The organism is Streptomyces sp. Tu 3180, from assembly GCF_009852415.1.
In the GTDB taxonomy this organism is placed as follows: Bacteria; Actinomycetota; Actinomycetes; order Streptomycetales; family Streptomycetaceae; genus Streptomyces.
Map to the genome: position 1 here is coordinate 1,902,738 of NZ_WOXS01000002.1, position 17,043 is coordinate 1,919,780.

Below are 17,043 nucleotides of genomic sequence, written 5' to 3' on the forward strand. Positions count from 1 at the left end.
CGCCCTACGCGGTGCGCTCGGCCTCCTTCTCCAGCCGGAACGCCTCGTTGCCGAGCCCGATGCGGGCGTGCGTCTCGGGGGCGCGGGCGCGCAGGACCGCGCCCTGGACCAGCCCGACGACGAGGGCGAGGCCGATGACGCCGGGCAGGATCCAGCTCAGGGAGGAGCCGGGGCCCGCGCCGACCAGGACGTCGAAGTCCCTGACCGTGTAGCAGGCGATCACGACGAGGGCGATGCCCGCCAGCGAGGAGGTGACCAGCCGCCAGGCCTGGGCGCCCGCGGCTCCGCGCCGCACGAAGAAGACGACGACGGACAGGGAGGCGATCGCCATCAGCACGATCACACCGAGTGCGCCGATGTTGCCGAACCAGGTGAACAGGTGCAGGACGGGCGCGGTCGGGTCGCCGGCCGGCTTGTCGTCGGTGAGCGCGAAGGCGAGGACGAACACGGCGGCGACGACGGTCTGGAGCAGGGAGCCGGTGCCGGGGGCGCCGCTGGTGCCGGTGGTGCGGCCGAAGGCGGCGGGCAGCAGTCCCTCGCGGCCCATGGCGAAGGCGTACCGGGCGACGACGTTGTGGAAGCTGAGCATCGCCGCGAACATGCCGGTCACGAAGAGGACGTGCAGGACGTCGGTGAAGGCGGAGCCGAGCCGGTCCTCGGTGAGGAAGAACAGCAGTCCCGCGCTCTGCTCCCGCGCGGTGCCGACGATCGCGGAGGGGCCGGTGGCGACGGTGAGCGCCCAGCTGCTGAGGGCGAAGAAGACGGCGACGCCGGCGACCGCGAGGAACATCACGCGCGGCACCAGGACGTGCGGCCTGCTGGTCTCCTCCGCGTAGACGGGGGCCTGCTCGAAGCCGAGGAAGGCCGCGATGCAGAAGCACAGGGCGGTGCCCACGCCCGCGCCGGTGAGCGTGTCCGGGTCGAAGGCGTGCAGCGACAGGCCCTCCCCGCCGGGGTCGGCGACGGCCGCGATGTCGAAGACGACGACGAGCAGCACCTCGATGACGAGCAGGACGCCGAGCACGCGCGCGTTGACGTCGATCTTCAGCCAGCCGAGCGCGCCGACGGCGGCCACGGCCGCGAGCGCCGGTATCCACCAGGCGACCTCGAGGTCGGCGTAGGTGGCGAGGAGGCCGGAGACCTCGAAGCCGAAGATGCCGTAGATGCCGATCTGGAGGGCGTTGTAGGCGACGAGCGCGACCAGGGCCGCGCCCGCCCCGGCGGTGCCGCCCAGTCCGCGGGAGATGTAGGCGTAGAAGGCGCCGGCGTTGTGGACGTGCCGGCTCATCTCGGCGTATCCGAGGCTGAACAGCACCAGCACGGTGCCGAGGACCACGAAGAGCAGCGGCTGGCCGACGATGCCCATCACCGCGAATGTGGTGGGCATGACACCCGCGACCACCATGAGGGGCGCGGTCGCGGCGAGGACGGAGAGCAGCAGGCCCCCCGTGCCGAGGCGGCCGGCGCGCAGGGCGCGCTCCTGCCCCTTGAAGGTGCTGATGCCCTCGGGCGCGGATCTGCTCGTGCTCGAACTGTCCGTCGTCATCGGGAGACCGTCCTTGGGTCGGGTGTGGTTGCGGCGGCTGGGTCGGGATGGTGCGGGGGCTGGGGTCAGGCCGTGCCCAGGGCGGCGGCGCGTGCGGTGCGGAAGGCGGTGAGGGGGTCGCGTTCGGGGTACGCCCAGGGGGCCGGGGTGGCGTGGTCGCCGATGCGGTGGAACAGGGCGGCCGCCTCGGCGCCCCGGCCCTCGCAGACCTTGGCGTGGGCGAGGAAGTTCAGGTCGACCAGGCGGCGCGGATGGCCCTCGTGCTCCCACTCCAGCCACCAGTCGAAGGCGGCCTTCATCACCTGCCGGGCGCGGCGGCCGATCCAGTGCCCGGAGGCGGCCGGGTCGGGGGGCCGGTGCCCGGCGGCGGCCAGCGCGCGGTAGCGCTCGGCGTGCGCGATGACCGGCAGGATCGCCAGCGGCGAGTCGGCGGGCGCCTGTTCGGCGGACCAGTTGGCGAAGTCGTACACCTCGTGCAGCGGGTCGGGTCCCGCGTCCACGCGGCGCTCGGCGAGCCAGGCGACCACCAGGTGGTGGGCGTGGTGGTGGTCCGCGTACCGGGTGCGGACCTGCTCGAAGAGCCGGACCACGTCCCCCTCGCCGCCCCGGGCGCACTCCAGCAGGAGCAGACCGAGCCACGGGGTGGGATCGGCGGGCACGAGCTCCGCGGCCCTGCGGCAGGCCTCGCGGGCGCGCGCCGGTCCGTCCTTGCCGTGCAGGGCGCGCCGCACCCGGGCCATGGCCAGCAGCACGGTCGCGTCGTCGGACTCGGGCTCGGCGAGCAGCCACTCGCGGGCCCAGGCGGCGCAGTAGGACTCCCGGGCGAGCACCGTCATCCGGTGGCCGCGCCGGTCCCAGTCGTCCCCCGTCCGGGCCAGCAACGAGCGGACGTTCTGCCAGCGGCCCTGCGCCAGTGCGGCACGCGCGGCGACGAGCTCGGCGTCGTCGAGTGCCTCGTCGAAGGCCTGCGCCGCACGTCTGCGGGCACGGCCGAGGGGCGGCGGGGGTGGGGGCACCGCGGAACTTCCTCACGCACTCTTCTCGTGGCTCGGTTCACGGCGGGCGGTCGGTACGGCAGTGGTCGGCTGCCGATTGCCATGAACTGATCACTCACAGCAAACCGTCAGCCCGCGGAGGACGTCAAGGGCGCCTGAGCCGTTACACGCGTCAATTGCCGTGGTTCGGGAGCAACTTGTGACGTGCACAGGACGGAAGGACGCACGGGCGGCCCGACCGGGCCGGCGCCGGTGCCCGCGCTGCGGGTGGCGGACGGGCGGTGGCGCGCCCCGTGCGGGGCGAGGACGGGCGCGCCTGCTTGGATGGCCCCATGAGCTCCGCTGACGAGATCATCGACATCGTCGACGAGGACGACCGGGTGATCGGACGGTCCCCGCGCGGCGAGGCCTACGCACGGGGGCTGCGCCACCGCTGCGTCTTCGTCCTGGCCCGGGACGCCGAGGGCCGGGTCTTCGTCCACCGGCGCACCCCGACCAAGCTGGTCTTCCCCTCCCTGTACGACATGTTCGTCGGCGGAGTCGTCGGTGCGGGCGAGGGCTACGACGAGGCGGCCCTGCGGGAGGCCGAGGAGGAGCTGGGCGTCACCGGCCTGCCGCGTCCCGAGCACCTCTTCCGGTTCCTGTACGACGACGGCGCCGGCCGGACCTGGTGGTCGGCGGTGTACGAGGTCCGCTGCGACCTGCCCGTGCGGCCGCAGGCCGAGGAGGTGGCCTGGCACGCCTTCCTGCCGGAGGCCGAGCTGGAGCGGCGCCTGGGCGAGTGGGAGTGGGTCCCGGACGGACGGGCGGCGTACGGACGGCTCAGGGCGCACCGGGCGGAGCGGTCCGGTCCGCCGGACCGGCCGGGAGGCTGAGCAGGTCCTCGCCCCCGGAGGGCCACAGGGGAGCCGGCCAGAGGGGATGGTCCAGGAACCGCTCCGCGATCCCGGGCGCCTCCTCGGCGGACACGCCGACCGTCGTCAGCGCGGCGGCGATCCGCCGCGTCGCCTCGTCGGCCGGCGTCTCGAAGTCGCCGTACGCGGGGAGCAGCAGCAGGAGCCGCAGGTCGGGATCGCGCACGCCCTCGGCGTCCGCGGGGGCCGAGCCGGCGACGGCGACGAGGTCGCGCCAGGACAGCCCCGGCCCGGCGCCGTGCCCCTGGAGGGAGGCCAGGCGGGTCTCGCGGGCCCGGTCCGGAGACGTGAGCAGGTAGTCCGTGCTCGGCTCGTCCGGGAGGTTGCCGTGCACGATCCACAGCACCCGCCCGCCGGGCAGCGGGACGCGGTGGGCGGGCCACACCTCGGTCGCGTCGTGGAGCGCCTCGGCGGCCGCGTCGACGTCGGCCGCGTCGGCGCCGAACGGCTCCGGCTCGTGCGCGAGCCCGCCCCAGACCGAGCCGAGGTACGCGGGCCAGAAGCCGGGCAGGTCGAGCAGGTGCTCGGCGGCCGCGATGCCGTGACCGGGCACCGCGTACCCGGCGAGCGGCGGGGGAACGTCCATGGCCGAAAGGTAGCGGGCCGTACCGGCGGCGCCCCCGGACGGGTGCCCCGGTAGGGTCGCCGGCGTGATCGAGTTCGTACGGAACGTCCGGTTGTGGTTCGTGCCCGAGGACGTGCGGCAGGAGGGCGCGACGCCCGACTACCGGTTCTCGCTGGCGAACGAGCGGACCTTCCTGGCCTGGCTGCGGACCGCCCTGGCGCTGATCGGCGGCGGTTTCGCCGTGGACCAGTTCCTGCCGGACCTGCGCTGGGGCTGGCGGGTCGGGCTGGCGCTCGCGCTGCTCGCCGCGGGGGTGCTGTGCGCGCTGCGCGCGGTCAACCACTGGGTGCGCTGCGAGCGGGCCATGCGCCGCGGCGAGGACCTGCCGGTGTCGCGGTTCCCGGCGCTGCTGAGCCTCGTCGTCGCGGTCGTGGCCGTGGCGATGGTCGTCGTCGTGCTCGTGGGGTGGGAGGGGTGACCGGGGAAGCGGCCCGGGTCCGGGACCCCGGGCTGCAGCCCGAGCGGACCCGGCTGGCGTGGCGGCGCACGACTCTCTCGGGCACCGTCGCGGCCGTGCTCGCCGGGAAGACGGCGCTGACCGGCGGGGTGCCGGCGGCCGGGGTCGTCGCGTGCGCCCTGTGCTGCGTCTGCTGGCTGGGGCTCCTGGGCGTCGCCCACCGCCGTATCCGCGCCCTCGCGACCACGAGCACGCCGGGGGCGCTCGTCCCCCGGTACGCCTCCGCGGCGGTGCTCTGCACGGTGGCGCTGGCCGTGTGCGGGGCGGCCCTCGTGGTCCGGGGCTGACGGCCCTTCCGCGGTCCGGTCGTCCGGGGCCGGCGGTCCCTTCCCGGTCCGGTCGTCCGGGATCGGCCGTTCCTTCCCCGTCTACCCGTCCGCCTCCCCGGCCACCGTCACCACGATCTTGCCCCGGGTCCGGCCCTCCTGGCTCAGCCGGTGCGCGTCCGCCGCGCGTTCCAGCGGGAACGTCTCCGAGACGTGCACGCCCACCACGCCCTGTTCCGCCAGTTCGGACAGGCGCCGCAGGTCCTGCGGGTCGGGGCGGACGAACCAGTACCGGCCGCCGTAGCCGACCACCTCGGGGTCGGTGATCGACGCCAGGCGGCCCTCGGGGGCGAGGAGGTTCGCGGAGACCCTCAGGGTGTCGCCGCCGATCGAGTCGAACACCGCGTCCACGCCCTCGGGGGCCAGCCCCCGCACCCGCTCGGCCAGGCCCTCGCCGTGGCTCACCGGCTCCCCGCCCAGCCGGCGGACGAAATCGTGGTTGCCCTCGCTCGCGGTGCCGATGACCCGGGCGCCGAGGTGGGCGGCGAGCTGGACGGCGACGGAGCCGACGCCGCCGGCCGCGGCGTGCACCAGGACGGTCTCGCCGCGCCTGACCCCGAGGACCTTGTTGAGGACCTGGTAGGCGGTGAGGCCCGTGAGGGGCAGACCGGCCGCCTCCTCGAAGGTGAGGTTGCGCGGCTTGGGCGCCAGCGCGCGCACCGGGGCGGCCACGTACTCGGCGAAGGTGCCCCGGGAGAGGACGTCCTCGCGCACGTAGCCGATGACCTCGTCGCCGGCGGAGAACTCCGGGACGGCGGGTCCGGGCCGGACGACCACACCCGAGACGTCCCAGCCCGGGATCACCGGGAAGACGGCCTGGAGGACCGGGTCGAGGTATCCCTCGCGGCACTTCCAGTCGACCGGGTTGACGGCCGCCGCCCGCACCTTCACCAGCACCGCGTCGGGGCCGACCCGGGGATCGTCGGCCTCCCCGAGCTCGAGCACCTCGGGGCCGCCGTACCGTGAGTAGCTGATCGCCTTCATGGGTCCGACCCTCCGGGGTCCTCCCGCGCCGTGCAAGCCGAACGGCCCGGTGTACACCGATCGCGCGGCGGCCGGGCGGACGGCGGACGCCGCGCATGCCTATCGTGGCCCCGATCACGTTTCGCCCGCACCCTGGACGGCATACCGACCGGTCGGCATCATAGGGCGGGTACTGTTCACCTGCCCGTAGGAGCGACGATGAGCCCCGACCACCCGCCCGGACTCGATCTCGACCGGCTGCGCGGCCTGCTCGAACGGGAGCGGCCCGGCCTGGTGAACGGCCCGCTCTCCGGCCGGCTGATCGAGGGCGGACGGTCGAACCTCACCTACGCGGTCTCCGACGGCACCGCGCGGTGGGTCGTGCGCCGGCCCCCGCTCGGCCACGTCCTGGCCACCGCGCACGACATGAAGCGCGAGCACCGGGTGATCGACGCGCTGCACCCGACCGCCGTGCCGGTGCCCCGCCCCGTGCTGCTGTGCGAGGACGAGGAGGTGCTCGGAGCGCCCTTCTACGTCATGGAGTTCGTCGAGGGCACCCCCTACCGCACGGCCGACCAGCTCGCCCCGCTCGGCCCGCAGCGCACCCGGGACGCCGTGCTGGGCCTGGTGGACACGCTGGTCGAGCTGCACGCCGTGGATCCCGGCGAGGTGGGACTCGCGGACTTCGGCCGGCCCGAGGGCTTCCTGGACCGGCAGCTGCGGCGCTGGGGCAAGCAGCTCGACGCCTCCCGCAACCGCGAGCTGGCCGGGATCGACGAGCTGCACGCCGCGCTCGGGCGCGCGCTGCCCCGCTCCCCCGCGCCGGCCGTGGTGCACGGCGACTACCGCCTCGACAACGTCCTGATCGGCGAGGACGACCGGATCAGGGCGATCCTCGACTGGGAGATGTCCACCCTCGGTGATCCGCTGACCGACCTGGGCCTGCTGGTGATGTACAGCATGCCGCTGGGCATGCCGGACTCCCCCGTCTCCACGACCGCCGAGGCCCCCGGGCACCCGGCGCCGGCCGAGCTGATCGAGCGGTACGCCGAGCGCTCGGGGCGCGACGTCGGCGCGGTGTCCTGGTACACGGCGTTCGCCTGGTTCAAGCTCGCCGTGATCCTGGAGGGCATCCACTACCGCTACACCCTGGGCCAGACGGTCGGGCGCGGTTTCGACCGCATCGGCGACCTGGTCCCCGTCTTCATCGGGCACGGTCTGACCACTCTTCAGGAAGGCTGACGGGACATGGACTTCACGTTCGACGCGCGCACCGAGGAGCTGCGCGCCAGGCTCCTCGCCTTCATGGACGAGCACGTCTACCCGGCCGAGCGGGTCGCGCACGAGCAGCGCGGGCGGCTGGCCTCGCCGTGGGAGACCGTCCCCGTGGTGGAGGAGCTGAAGGCCGAGGCCCGGCGGCAGGGGCTGTGGAACCTGTTCCTGCCCGACTCCGAGTACGGCGCCGGGCTCACCAACCTCCAGTACGCGCCGCTCGCCGAGATCATGGGCCGCTCCCCCCAGCTCGCGCCGACCGTCACCAACTGCGCCGCGCCCGACACCGGCAACATGGAGGTGCTGGCGCAGTTCGGGGACGAGGCGCAGAGGAAGCAGTGGCTGGAGCCGCTGCTCGCGGGCGAGATCCGCTCGGCGTTCGCGATGACCGAGCCGGAGGTGGCCTCCTCCGACGCCACCAACATCACCACGCACATCGAGCGGGACGGCGACGAGTACGTCATCACGGGCCGCAAGTGGTACATCTCCGGGGCGATGCACCCGGACTGCGCCGTCTTCATCGTGATGGGCAAGACCGACCCGGACGGGACGGACATCCGCCGTCAGCAGTCCATGGTCCTCGTCCCGCGCGACACCCCGGGCGTCACCGTCGAGCGCGCGATGCAGGTGTTCGGCTACGAGGACCACTACCACGGCGGCCACGCCGAGGTGGTCTTCGACCACGCGCGCGTGCCGGTGTCGCACCTGATCGGCGAGGAGGGCGGCGGCTTCGCCATCGCCCAGGCGCGGCTCGGGCCCGGCCGGATCCACCACTGCATGCGGCTGATCGGCATGGCCGAGCGGGCGATCGAGCTGATGTGCCGCCGGGCGGTGTCCCGGGACGCCTTCGGCAAGGCGCTGGCGCAGCAGGGCGTGGTGCAGAACTGGATCGCCGACGCGCGCGTCGCGGTCGAGCAGCTGCGGCTGCTGGTGCTGAAGACGGCCTGGATGATGGACACCGTCGGCAACCGGGGCGCCCACACCGAGATCCAGGCCATCAAGATCGCCACCCCGCGCACGGTCGTCGGCATCCTCGACCGGGCGATCCAGCTGTACGGCGCGGGCGGGGTCAGCCAGGACTTCCCGCTGGCCGAGCTGTACGCCGGCGCCCGCACGCTGATGATCGCCGACGGGCCGGACGAGGTGCACCAGCGGTCGCTGGCGCGGCGGGAGCTGAAGAAGTACCGGTAGGCCCCCGGACGCGGTGCAGTCCGCCGGGACCGGCGCCCGCGGGAAGTCGCGCGGGCGCGGGAACCGGCGGGCCACGGGGCGGGGGACGAGGAACGCGCTCGGGCGCGGGCGGTGGCCCCCGGGGCCGGGACGGCCGGCCGGTGAGCGGGCGGGGGCCGCCGTGCGCCGGGGTCCGGCAGCCGGATCCGGGGTGCCCGGCGGCGGCCGTGCCCGATCACCCGGCGGGCGCCCGGGAGGACCTCACGGACGCAGTGCCCGCAGCAGCAGGTCCGCCAGGTGGTCGGCGACCTCCTGCGGGCCGAGCGGGCCGTCGGGGCGGTACCAGGTCGACAGGTGGTGCACGGAGCCGAAGTGGTAGTCGACCACCAGGTCGGCCGGGGTGGCCCTGGAGAAGACGCCCGCCTCCTGCCCCTCCTCGATCAGCGCGCGGAAGCGTTCGTGGTAGCGGCGGCGCTCGGCGCGCACCTGCTTGTTCTTCTCCGGGCTCAGGTGGTGCATGGAGCGGAAGAAGATCGACGCGTCGTCGAGGTTCTCGATCGTCGTGACGACGACGTCGGCCGCCGCGCCGCGCAGCCGCTTCTCGATCGGCTCGTCGGCGTCCGCGTAGGCGTCCAGGCGTTCCTGCTGGACGCGCAGCACGCGCGCGTAGACCTCGTGCAGCAGGTCGTCCTTGGAGCCGAAGTAGTGGTAGAGCGCCCCCTTGGTGACGCCGGCCGCCTCGACGATCTCCTGCACGGAGGTGCGGTCGTAGCCCTGCTCGGCGAAGAGCCGGGTGGCGGCGGCCAGGAGCCGCTGCGGCACCGGAGTGCCGTCCCCGTCCGTGGTCCTGGGCACTGCCGCCACCCGCCTTTCCGTGTCGCTGCTAGTCGTCGTGCGTCAGGGAACGCAGTTCCCGACGGAGGATCTTCCCACTGGCCGTCTTCGGCAAGTCGGGCAGGACCTCCACCTGACGCGGGTACTTGTAGGCGGCCAGTCTCTCCTTGCAGTACGCCGCGAGCTCGGCCGGGTCCGCCCCGGCGCCGGGGCGCAGGCTGATGAAGGCCTTGACGGTCTCCCCGCGGTACCCGTCGGGCACGCCGACGACGGCCGCCTCGCGCACCGCCGGGTGCGTGTAGAGCACGTCCTCGACCTCGCGCGGCCACACCTTGAAGCCGGAGGCGTTGATCATGTCCTTCTTGCGGTCGACGACGTAGAGCCAGCCCCGCTCGTCCATGAAGCCGATGTCGCCGGTGCGCAGCTCGCCGTCCGGGAAGGTCTCGGCGGTGGCGTCGGGCCGCCCCCAGTACCCGGGCACGACCTGCGGCCCGCGTACGACGATCTCGCCCTGCTCGCCGAAGGGCACCTCCCGCCCCTGGTCGTCGACGATCCGTACGACCGTGTCGGGCCCGGGCACGCCCACGGCCAGCGTCCCGGAGGCCCCGTCCACGGGCGCCTCCAGGTGCGGCGGGACGGAGGCGCAGGGGGCGGTGCACTCGGTCAGCCCGTAGCCGTTGCGGATGTACGGCCTGAAGCCCGCCCGGAACTTCTCGACCAGGGCGGGCGGCAGCGGGGCGCCGCCGGAGGAGATGACCCGGAAGGAGGAGAAGTGGTCGCGGCTCACGCCGGGGTGGGCGGCCAGCGCCATGAAGGCGGTGGACGGGCCGACGGTGTAGTGCGGCCGGTGCTCGGCGAAGGCGTCCAGGACCACGCCGGCCTCGAAGCGGTACGCCAGCACCAGCGTGCCCCCGCTGTTGAGGCAGGCGCCGAGCTGGCACACCATGCCGGTGATGTGGAACAGCGGCGCCAGCGCGAAGTAGACGGGCGCCTCGGGCAGGCCCAGGCCGGTGCGCTGCCGCTCGGCGTTGTACATGATGTTGCGGTGCGTGTTGGTGGCGCCCTTGGGGGTGCCGCTGGTGCCCGAGGTGTAGCTGATCAGCGCGGTGTCGGCGGGCGCGGGGTCGCGGTCCCCGGGGGCGCGGTGGCCCCGGCGGGCCACGGCCGTGAGGTCGTCGGCGTCCGGGGCCTGCGGGAGCCGCTCGAAGGTGAGCACGCGCGCGTCGTTCCGGGTCTGGAAGTCCAGCTCGCAGCCGGTGAGCACGATCCGCACGGGCGAGTCGGCGGCCGTGTCCCGCAGGTAGGACTCCCAGGCCCGGTCGGAGCAGATCAGCGCGGTCACGTCGGCGTCCCGCAGGACGTGCGTCACCTCGCCCGCCTTGTACATCGGGTTGACGGGGACGACGACCGCTCCCGCCTTCCACGCGCCGAGCAGGGCGAGGACGAAGAGCGGGGAGTTCTGGAGCAGGATCGCCACCCGGTCCCCGCGCCGCAGACCGCGGGCGGCGAGGTGGCCGGCGACGGAGTCGCTGAGCTCGTCGGTCTCCCGGTAGGTCAGGCGGCCGTCGAAGTAGGCGAGGAAGGCGCGGTCGGGGGTCTCGGCGACCGCCCGGCGCAGGGCGTGCACCAGGGAGCCGGCGGGGTCGACCGGGGCGCGCTGGGCGCCGGTGAGGAGGGCCAGCCAGGGCCGGGCGGCGTAGCGGGAGCCGGTCACCGGGTGGCCTCCCACTGCTGCTGGATGCGGTTCATGCCGGTGAGCCAGCGCTCGGGGTCGGCGGCGCGGGCCCGGTAGTACTCGGCGACCTCGGGGTGCGGAAGGATCAGGAAGCGGTCCTCCTCGATGCCGCGGAAGAGGGCGTCGGCCACGTCCTCCGGCTCGATCGCGGTCGGCTTGAGCACCAGGTCGCCCGCGCTGCCGCTGGCGTCGAGCATGTCGGTGCGCACGCCCTGCGGGCAGATCGCGTGGACCTTCACCCCGCGGTGCCGGTACGTCAGCGACAGCCACTCGGCGAAGGCGTACGCGCCGTGCTTGGTGACGCTGTAGGGGGCGGTGCCGATCATGGTGAGCAGTCCGGCGGCGGAGACGGTGGAGACGAAGCGTCCGCCGCCGCGCTCCAGCCAGTCCGGGAGCAGCGCGTGCGCCGCGCGGACGTGCGCCATGACGTTGACGTCCCAGGAGAGCGCCCAGCCCCGCTCGTCGAGGGGTTCGCCGGGCTCTCCGCCGTCCCTGCCGACGCCCGCGTTGGCGCAGTAGACGTCGACCGTGCCGCCGAGCGCGTCACGGGCCTCGGCGACGACCGTGGAGGCGTCGCCCGGGACGGCGATGCCGCCGATCTCCTCGGCGACCGCCTTCGCGCGGTCGGCGTCCAGGTCGTTGACGACGACCTGGGCCCCCTGGCCGGCGAAGCGCCGGGCCAGTGCCGCCCCGATGCCGCCCCCGGCCCCTGTGACGACCACCTTCGCACCCTGCACGGCTTCCACCATCGGTCTCCTTCGACGCGGCTTCCTCGCACCGCCGCAGGGTAGCCGCGCGCGTGTCGGCCCCGGCCGTGCGGCGGCTGCGGCGGTGCGGTTCGTCGCGCCAGACTAACCGGTCGGTATGCGCGGTGGAAGGGGTCACCCGAACGGGGTCGGTCCGGTTCGTTCCCCGGGACCGTCACGCGCGCTAGCGTGCATGGCCATGACACCCGCCGCGATCACGGAGGTCACCGCATGAAGCTGTCCAGACGGAGCCTGCTCGCCACCACCACGGCCGCGGTGGCGGCGTCCGCCGCCCCGGCGCACGCGGTCCCCGGGCGGGCCCCGGCGGGGGGCCGCGGGCTGCGCACCGGGTTCGAGCGGCTCGCCGCGGACGGCTACGCGCCGCTCGAGGGGCAGCGGGTCGGCGTCGTCACCAACCCGACGGGCATCACCCGGGACGTGCGGCACATCGTGGACGTCATGCACGCCGACGACCGCGTGGACCTGATCGCCGTCTTCGGCCCCGAGCACGGCTTCCGGGGCACCGCGCAGGCGGGCGGTTCCGAGGGCCGCCACGACGACCCGGCGACCGGCCTGCCCGTGTACGACACCTACCTGAAGAGCGGTCAGCCGCTCGCCGACGTCTTCACCGCCTCCGGCGTGGACACGGTCGTCTTCGACATCCAGGACGTGGGCGCGCGCTTCTACACGTACATCTGGACCCTGTTCGACTGCATGGAGGCGGCGCGGCTCGCGGGCAAGCGGTTCGTCGTCCTGGACCGGCCGAACCCGGTGACGGGGCGGGCGGCACTGGGTCCGGTGCTGCACGAGGAGTTCGCCACCTTCGTCGGGCGGAAGCCGATCTCGCAGGCGCACGGGATGACGGTGGCGGAGCTGGCCCTGCTGTTCAACGGCGAGTTCCTCCGGGAGCCGGTGGCGCTGGAGACCGTGCGCATGTCGGGCTGGAGGCGGTCGGACTTCCACGACGCCTCCGGGCTGCCCTGGGTGCCGCCGAGCCCGAACATGCCGACGCCCGAGACGGCGCTGGTGTACTCGGGGACGTGCCTGTTCGAGGGCACCAACCTGTCCGAGGGGCGCGGGACGACCCGCCCGTTCGAACTGCTGGGCGCCGAGGGCGTCGACGGGCGCTGGGCGGAGGCGGCGAACGGCCTGGGGCTGGCGGGCGTGCGGTTCCGCGAGGCGTACTTCGCCCCCACGTTCTCCAAGTTCCAGGGGAGGACCGTCGGGGGCGTGCAGCTCCACGTGCACGACCGGGAGGCGTTCGACCCCGTGCGCACGGGGATCGGGCTGCTGGTCACGGCCAGGCGGGTGTGGAGCGGGTTCGCCTGGCGTCCGGACCACTGGATCGACAAGCTCACCGGCTCCGCGCGGGTGCGCACGATGATCGACGCGGGGGCGGACACGGACGAGGTGGTGGCCGGCTGGCAGGAGGAGCTGGCGGCGTTCCGCGGGGTGCGGCGGGAGTACCTGCTGTACCGCTGAGCGGACTGCGGCTGCACCGCTGAGCGGACTCCGGCGGCGGACCGGGCGGGACCGGTCCGCCGCCGTTCCCGCCACCTGTGTCCCGTACCGCCCGGGCCCGCCTGTGCTCCGTACTCCCTGCGCTCCCCTGCACTCCGTGCCACCTGTGCTCCGCGTCACCGTGCGGGGCGCGCCGCACGGCCCGCCGGTGCCCGGCGCCTGCCGCCGCGGCGCTCGTCCTCCGCCGTGACCTGGGACGTCGCGGGTCCGGCCGCGGCCGTCCGGGACGCCGGGGCGAAAAGACCGGCGATCGGCACGCATATCGACGTGCTCTTCAGGAACCCGTGGCAGCCGCGGGGAGTTCTCAGTCCGTCGAGGACGGTGCGCGGGGTGCGCGCCGCGGCATGGGGTTCCTCCTCCCGGCGAGGGCGGGACGGGACGTTCCCGTGGACGGTCCTGGACGGCTGCGGACGACCGTGGACGAACACAACTGAAGCGCGCGACACGGGAGTTGCCATGTGCACCCCCGTGACCGGCCGACGGGGCCATCGGAAAAAGGATGGAGCCGATTCGCGTGTCGATACGTCTATTCGGCGACGTCCGTTCGACGACGCCGAAGTGACGGACTACAGGTGCAGGTGTGACGGAGGTGCAGGACGATGGCCGGTTTCCGAAGTCTGGCGAGACAGGTCCGAGATCCGCGGTGCGACCCGGCACTGCGGCGTTATTCGCTGCGCAAGTGCCTTGAGCGGTTCGCTCCTTACGGGCACAGGGCGACCTGGGACCACCTGTGCTCGCGGGCCGGGTTCGACCCCGAGGACCGCTCCGTCGACCCGGTGCGGCTCGTGGCCGCACTGGAGGAGCTGGAGGAGGCGCGGGCGGTCTGGCTGGCCTACGAGGTCGAGTTCGCCGAGCGCCGCAAGAAGGAGAAGCACGACGGGCTGCGCCGGCCGGGCAGTGTGGACGACTGGCACCGGCTGACCTGGGGCGGTTTCGGTGTGGCCTGGTGCGACGATCCGCGGGTGCACCCGCGGGGGCCGATGGCCGAGGTGCTGCGGCGGCTGATCGCCGCGCTGGAGCGCGAGCCGGGTTCGGCCTGCCCCGTGTGCCGGGGGGAACGGCTCGTGTGGCGGTACGACCTGGACCACGAGCCGTCGGCGGGCCCGGTCTGCACGGACTGCGGGATCCTGGTGCCGCGCCCCGTGCTCACCCCCGAGGCCCTGGCGGACTCCAGGCGGGCGAGGCTGCTGGTGTCGGCCTGAGGGGCGTCCGAGGAGCGGGGAGCGCCGGGGGGCGCGGGGGTGCGCCGGGGATGCCGCACCCCCGTCGTCCTCCTCGGCGGCCGGGCAGGGACCGGGGACCGGGAGGGCCGACGGGGTGCAGGTGTGTCTGAACGGGTCCCGGAGCGCGGCCGACGGGGCGGGGGTGCCGCTGTCGCCGGAGGCGATGGCCGAGTCGGCGGCGGAGGCGGTCGCGGCCGGGGCGACGGACGTCCATGTCCACCCCCGGACGCCGTGCGGACGGGAGACGCTGTCGCCGCGGGTGCTGGCGAGGACGCTGGAGGCGATCCGGGCACGCCTGCCGGTGCCGGTGCCGGTCGGCGTCACGACGGGCGCCTGGACGGAGCCCGACCCCGCGGCCCGGCTGGAGCGGGTGCGCGGCTGGGCCGGTCTGCCCGAGCCGCCCGACCACGCCTCGGTCAACTGGCACGAGCCCGGTGCCGAGGAGGTCGCCGGCGCGCTCCTGGAGCTGGGCATCGGCGTCGAGGCCGGCATCTGGTCCGGCACGGACGGGGCGGCGCGGTTCGCCGCCTCACCGCTCGCGCCCGGGGTGTCGCGGGTGCTGGCGGAGGTCACGGACCCGGACGCGGCGAGCGCCGAGCGGTCCGCGCACGCCCTGCTGTCCGAGCTGGGCTCCGCGCACGGCCTGCCGGTCCTGCTGCACGGCGAGGAGGGCGGCACCTGGCCGGTGCTGCGCCTCGCGGGCCGGCTGGGGCTCGCGACCCGCATCGGCCTGGAGGACACGCTGTTCCTGCCGGACGGACGGGCGGCGGGGTCCAACGCCCTGCTGGTGGCGGAGGCGGTCGGGATCCACGGACGGGCCCGGCGGGTGGCTCGGGGCCGTGCCGGAGCGGACGGGTGACGGACCGCGCCGCACGGTGCGCGGGCGGCGGCCGCGGACAGCCGGCGGCGCGCCCGGCACGGGCGCCGGCGGCCCGACCGTAGCAGTGGGTAAACCGGTCGCTCCACCCCTTTCCCCCGTGGACAGTCGGGGGAACGAAACCCGGCCACGAAGCCCAGGAGCAGTCCCGATGTCGACGCTGCGCGTCACCGCCGAAGTCCTGACCGTCCACGGGCATCCGGGTGCCGACGCCCTCGAGCTGGCCCAGGTGGGCCTGTACCGGGCCGTCGTCGCCAAGGGCGCCTACCGCACGGGAGACGCCGCGGTCTACATCCCCGAGCAGGCCGTGCTGCCGGCCGGCCTGATCGAGGAGCTGGGCCTGACCGGTCGCCTGGCGGGCGGCGGCCGCGACCGGGTCAAGGCGGTGCGGCTGCGCGGCGAGCTGTCGCAGGGCATCGTGTGCCGGCCGAAGGCCCTCGCGGACGTCGACCTCGTGAGGGCGGCCGAGGACGGCACCGACTTCGCGGAGCTGCTCGGCATCACCAAGTGGGTGCCGCCCGTGCCGCCCGCCATGAACGGCGAGGTGGAGTCCGCGCCCGGGCTGCTGCCGTGGGTCGACATCGAGAACATCCGGCGCCACCCGGAGATGTTCACCCCCGGCGAGCCCGTGGTGCTCACCGAGAAGGTGCACGGCTCGGCCTGCCTGCTGACGTACGTCGCCGACGAGGAGCGGGTGCACGTCTCCTCCAAGGGGTTCGGTTCCCGGTCGCTGGCGCTGAAGGAGGATCCGCGCAACCTGTACTGGCGCGCGGTGCGCGGGCACGGCGTCGCCGAGGTCGCGGCGGAGCTCGCCGGGCGGCTCGGGGCGCGGCGCGTCGGCGTCTTCGGCGAGGTGTACGGCGCGGGGGTGCAGGACCTGACGTACGGTGCGGACGGGCGGCGCGACACCCTCGGGTACGCCGTGTTCGACGTGTCCGCGGAGATCGACGGCCGGGTGCGCTGGCTGGACGCGGCGGAACTGCTCCGGGGGCGGCTGCCGTTGGTGCCGCGGCTGTTCGAGGGCCCGTACGACAGCGAGCGGGTGCTGGAGATCGCCACCGGCCGCGAGACGGTGTCCGGGCGGGAGCTGCACCTGCGGGAGGGCGTGGTGATCCGCCCGGCCGTCGAGCGGTACAGCGCGGTGACCGGCGGCCGCGCCATCGCGAAGGCGGTCAGCCCGGCGTACCTGACCCGCAAGGGCGCCACGGAGTACGAGTGAGCGGGGCGGTGCGCGGTTGCCGGGCGGCTCCGGGGTGTGCCCCCCGGCGGGGCTCCCCCGCCGGGGGGCACGGGGCCCGTCGGCGTGCCGGCCCGGCGTTCAGCGGGCTTCCTCCGGTGCGCGTTCCCGGCGTGCGCGGCGGCGGCCTGCGCCGCCGTTCTCGTCCATCAGGCGGGAACCCGTCAGGCGTTCGCCGAAGGCGTCGTCCGGGTTGGACAGGACGCAGGTGTCCAGGGAGAGGCAGCCGCAGCCGATGCAGTCGGTGAGGTGGTCGCGCAGACGGTTGAGCTGCTTGATGCGCTCGTCCAGCTCCGAGCGCCAGGCCTCGGAGAGGCGGGCCCAGTCTTCCCGGGTGGGGGTGCGTTCCTCGGGGAGTTCGGCGAGCGCCTCGCGGATCGTGGCGAGCGGGATGCCGACGCGCTGGGCGGCGCGGATGAAGGCGACCCGGCGCAGGGTGTCGCGGCTGTAGCGGCGCTGGTTGCCCGGGGTGCGGCGGCTGCTGATCAGGCCCTTGGACTCGTAGAAGTGCAGGGCGGAGACGGCGGCGCCGCTGCGGGCGGAGAGCTGGCCGACCGTGAGTTCGTGGATCTTCTCTGGAATCCGGTGCACTCCCCGAACCC

17 protein-coding genes are annotated in these 17,043 nt (G+C 74.5%); 9 read left to right on the forward strand and 8 right to left on the reverse strand.

All coding sequences use genetic code 11. The features are described from left to right. Positions 1–4: 4 nt before the first annotated feature. A complete protein-coding gene (locus tag GL259_RS09455; protein WP_159531047.1) occupies positions 5–1,546 on the reverse strand; it encodes an APC family permease in 1,542 nt (513 codons plus the stop codon). A gap of 65 nt (positions 1,547–1,611) precedes the next feature. Continuing rightward, a complete protein-coding gene (locus GL259_RS09460; RefSeq protein WP_159531049.1) occupies positions 1,612–2,562 on the reverse strand; it encodes a hypothetical protein in 951 nt (316 codons plus the stop codon). 311 nt (positions 2,563–2,873) lie between these two features. Between GL259_RS09460 and GL259_RS09465 the strand changes: the two genes are divergently transcribed. After that, positions 2,874–3,416, forward strand: a complete 543-nt coding sequence (locus GL259_RS09465) for an NUDIX domain-containing protein (protein ID WP_159531051.1) — start codon at positions 2,874–2,876, stop codon at positions 3,414–3,416. On the opposite strand, the gene GL259_RS09470 is transcribed toward GL259_RS09465, so the two are convergent. After that, positions 3,364–4,041 carry a hypothetical protein gene (locus GL259_RS09470; RefSeq protein WP_159531053.1) on the reverse strand — a complete coding sequence of 226 codons (678 nt, stop codon included), beginning with the start codon at positions 4,039–4,041 and terminating at the stop codon, positions 3,364–3,366. The two genes, GL259_RS09465 and GL259_RS09470, sit on opposite strands and share 53 nt — an antisense overlap. A 64-nt stretch (positions 4,042–4,105) precedes the next feature. On the opposite strand from GL259_RS09470, the gene GL259_RS09475 reads away from it, so the two are divergent. Continuing rightward, positions 4,106–4,498 (forward strand): DUF202 domain-containing protein, encoded by a 393-nt coding sequence (locus GL259_RS09475; RefSeq protein ID WP_159531055.1) that lies wholly within the window; start codon positions 4,106–4,108, stop codon positions 4,496–4,498. Next, entirely contained in the window at positions 4,495–4,824 is a 330-nt protein-coding gene (locus GL259_RS09480) for a DUF202 domain-containing protein (protein WP_159531057.1), read from the forward strand. Before GL259_RS09475 ends, GL259_RS09480 begins: the two co-directional genes overlap by 4 nt. 81 nt (positions 4,825–4,905) lie before the next feature. Here the strand turns inward: GL259_RS09480 and GL259_RS09485 are convergent, their stop codons facing one another. Beyond that, positions 4,906–5,847, reverse strand: coding sequence for an NADP-dependent oxidoreductase (locus GL259_RS09485; RefSeq protein WP_159531059.1), 942 nt, complete (start codon positions 5,845–5,847; stop codon positions 4,906–4,908). 198 nt (positions 5,848–6,045) lie between these two features. Here GL259_RS09485 and GL259_RS09490 point away from each other — a divergent pair, with 198 nt between their 5' ends. Continuing rightward, positions 6,046–7,068, forward strand: coding sequence for a phosphotransferase family protein (locus GL259_RS09490; protein WP_159531061.1), 1,023 nt, complete (start codon positions 6,046–6,048; stop codon positions 7,066–7,068). 6 nt (positions 7,069–7,074) lie between these two features. Further along, entirely contained in the window at positions 7,075–8,289 is a 1,215-nt protein-coding gene (locus GL259_RS09495; protein ID WP_159531063.1) for an acyl-CoA dehydrogenase family protein, read from the forward strand. A gap of 240 nt (positions 8,290–8,529) precedes the next feature. Here GL259_RS09495 and GL259_RS09500 read toward each other — a convergent pair whose 3' ends face one another. The 3 genes from GL259_RS09500 to GL259_RS09510 are packed head-to-tail and all read right to left on the reverse strand — an operon-like array spanning position 8,530 to position 11,586. Continuing rightward, the gene (locus GL259_RS09500) at positions 8,530–9,123 is read right to left on the reverse strand and encodes a TetR/AcrR family transcriptional regulator (RefSeq protein WP_159531065.1); all 594 of its coding nucleotides are present in this window, start codon (positions 9,121–9,123) and stop codon (positions 8,530–8,532) included. A 28-nt stretch (positions 9,124–9,151) separates the two neighbouring features. Further along, positions 9,152–10,816: an AMP-binding protein gene (locus tag GL259_RS09505; protein ID WP_159531068.1), complete on the reverse strand. Its 1,665-nt coding sequence runs from the start codon at positions 10,814–10,816 to the stop codon at positions 9,152–9,154. Beyond that, on the reverse strand, positions 10,813–11,586 hold the full coding sequence (locus GL259_RS09510; RefSeq protein ID WP_159531070.1) for an SDR family oxidoreductase: 774 nt from the start codon (positions 11,584–11,586) through the stop codon (positions 10,813–10,815). The genes GL259_RS09505 and GL259_RS09510 overlap by 4 nt, the downstream gene beginning before the upstream one ends. Before the next feature lie 228 nt (positions 11,587–11,814). On the opposite strand from GL259_RS09510, the gene GL259_RS09515 reads away from it, so the two are divergent. From GL259_RS09515 to GL259_RS09530, 4 genes are all read left to right on the forward strand, one after another. Then, a complete protein-coding gene (locus GL259_RS09515) occupies positions 11,815–13,065 on the forward strand; it encodes a DUF1343 domain-containing protein (protein ID WP_159531072.1) in 1,251 nt (416 codons plus the stop codon). Between the two features lie 638 nt (positions 13,066–13,703). After that, complete coding sequence (locus tag GL259_RS09520) at positions 13,704–14,306, forward strand: hypothetical protein (RefSeq protein WP_159531074.1); 603 nt, start codon at positions 13,704–13,706, stop codon at positions 14,304–14,306. Positions 14,307–14,421: 115 nt separating this feature from the next. Continuing rightward, positions 14,422–15,186, forward strand: coding sequence for a 3-keto-5-aminohexanoate cleavage protein (locus GL259_RS09525; RefSeq protein WP_159531076.1), 765 nt, complete (start codon positions 14,422–14,424; stop codon positions 15,184–15,186). Positions 15,187–15,355: 169 nt separating this feature from the next. Continuing rightward, the gene (locus GL259_RS09530) at positions 15,356–16,423 is read left to right on the forward strand and encodes an RNA ligase (ATP) (RefSeq protein ID WP_159531078.1); all 1,068 of its coding nucleotides are present in this window, start codon (positions 15,356–15,358) and stop codon (positions 16,421–16,423) included. 99 nt (positions 16,424–16,522) lie between these two features. On the opposite strand, the gene soxR is transcribed toward GL259_RS09530, so the two are convergent. Continuing rightward, on the reverse strand, positions 16,523–17,032 hold the full coding sequence (gene soxR, locus GL259_RS09535; protein ID WP_159531080.1) for a redox-sensitive transcriptional activator SoxR: 510 nt from the start codon (positions 17,030–17,032) through the stop codon (positions 16,523–16,525). Between the last annotated feature and the right edge of the window lie 11 nt (positions 17,033–17,043).

Coding starts and splice junctions, on each gene's coding strand:
- GL259_RS09455 (WP_159531047.1), bottom strand. CDS start 1,546: ATGACGACGGACAGTTCGAGCACGAGCAGATCCGCGCCCGAGGGCATC.
- GL259_RS09465 (WP_159531051.1), top strand. CDS start 2,874: ATGAGCTCCGCTGACGAGATCATCGACATCGTCGACGAGGACGACCGG.
- GL259_RS09470 (WP_159531053.1), bottom strand. CDS start 4,041: ATGGACGTTCCCCCGCCGCTCGCCGGGTACGCGGTGCCCGGTCACGGC.
- GL259_RS09485 (WP_159531059.1), bottom strand. CDS start 5,847: ATGAAGGCGATCAGCTACTCACGGTACGGCGGCCCCGAGGTGCTCGAG.
- GL259_RS09490 (WP_159531061.1), top strand. CDS start 6,046: ATGAGCCCCGACCACCCGCCCGGACTCGATCTCGACCGGCTGCGCGGC.
- GL259_RS09495 (WP_159531063.1), top strand. CDS start 7,075: ATGGACTTCACGTTCGACGCGCGCACCGAGGAGCTGCGCGCCAGGCTC.
- GL259_RS09510 (WP_159531070.1), bottom strand. CDS start 11,586: ATGGTGGAAGCCGTGCAGGGTGCGAAGGTGGTCGTCACAGGGGCCGGG.
- GL259_RS09515 (WP_159531072.1), top strand. CDS start 11,815: ATGAAGCTGTCCAGACGGAGCCTGCTCGCCACCACCACGGCCGCGGTG.
- GL259_RS09520 (WP_159531074.1), top strand. CDS start 13,704: ATGGCCGGTTTCCGAAGTCTGGCGAGACAGGTCCGAGATCCGCGGTGC.
- GL259_RS09530 (WP_159531078.1), top strand. CDS start 15,356: ATGTCGACGCTGCGCGTCACCGCCGAAGTCCTGACCGTCCACGGGCAT.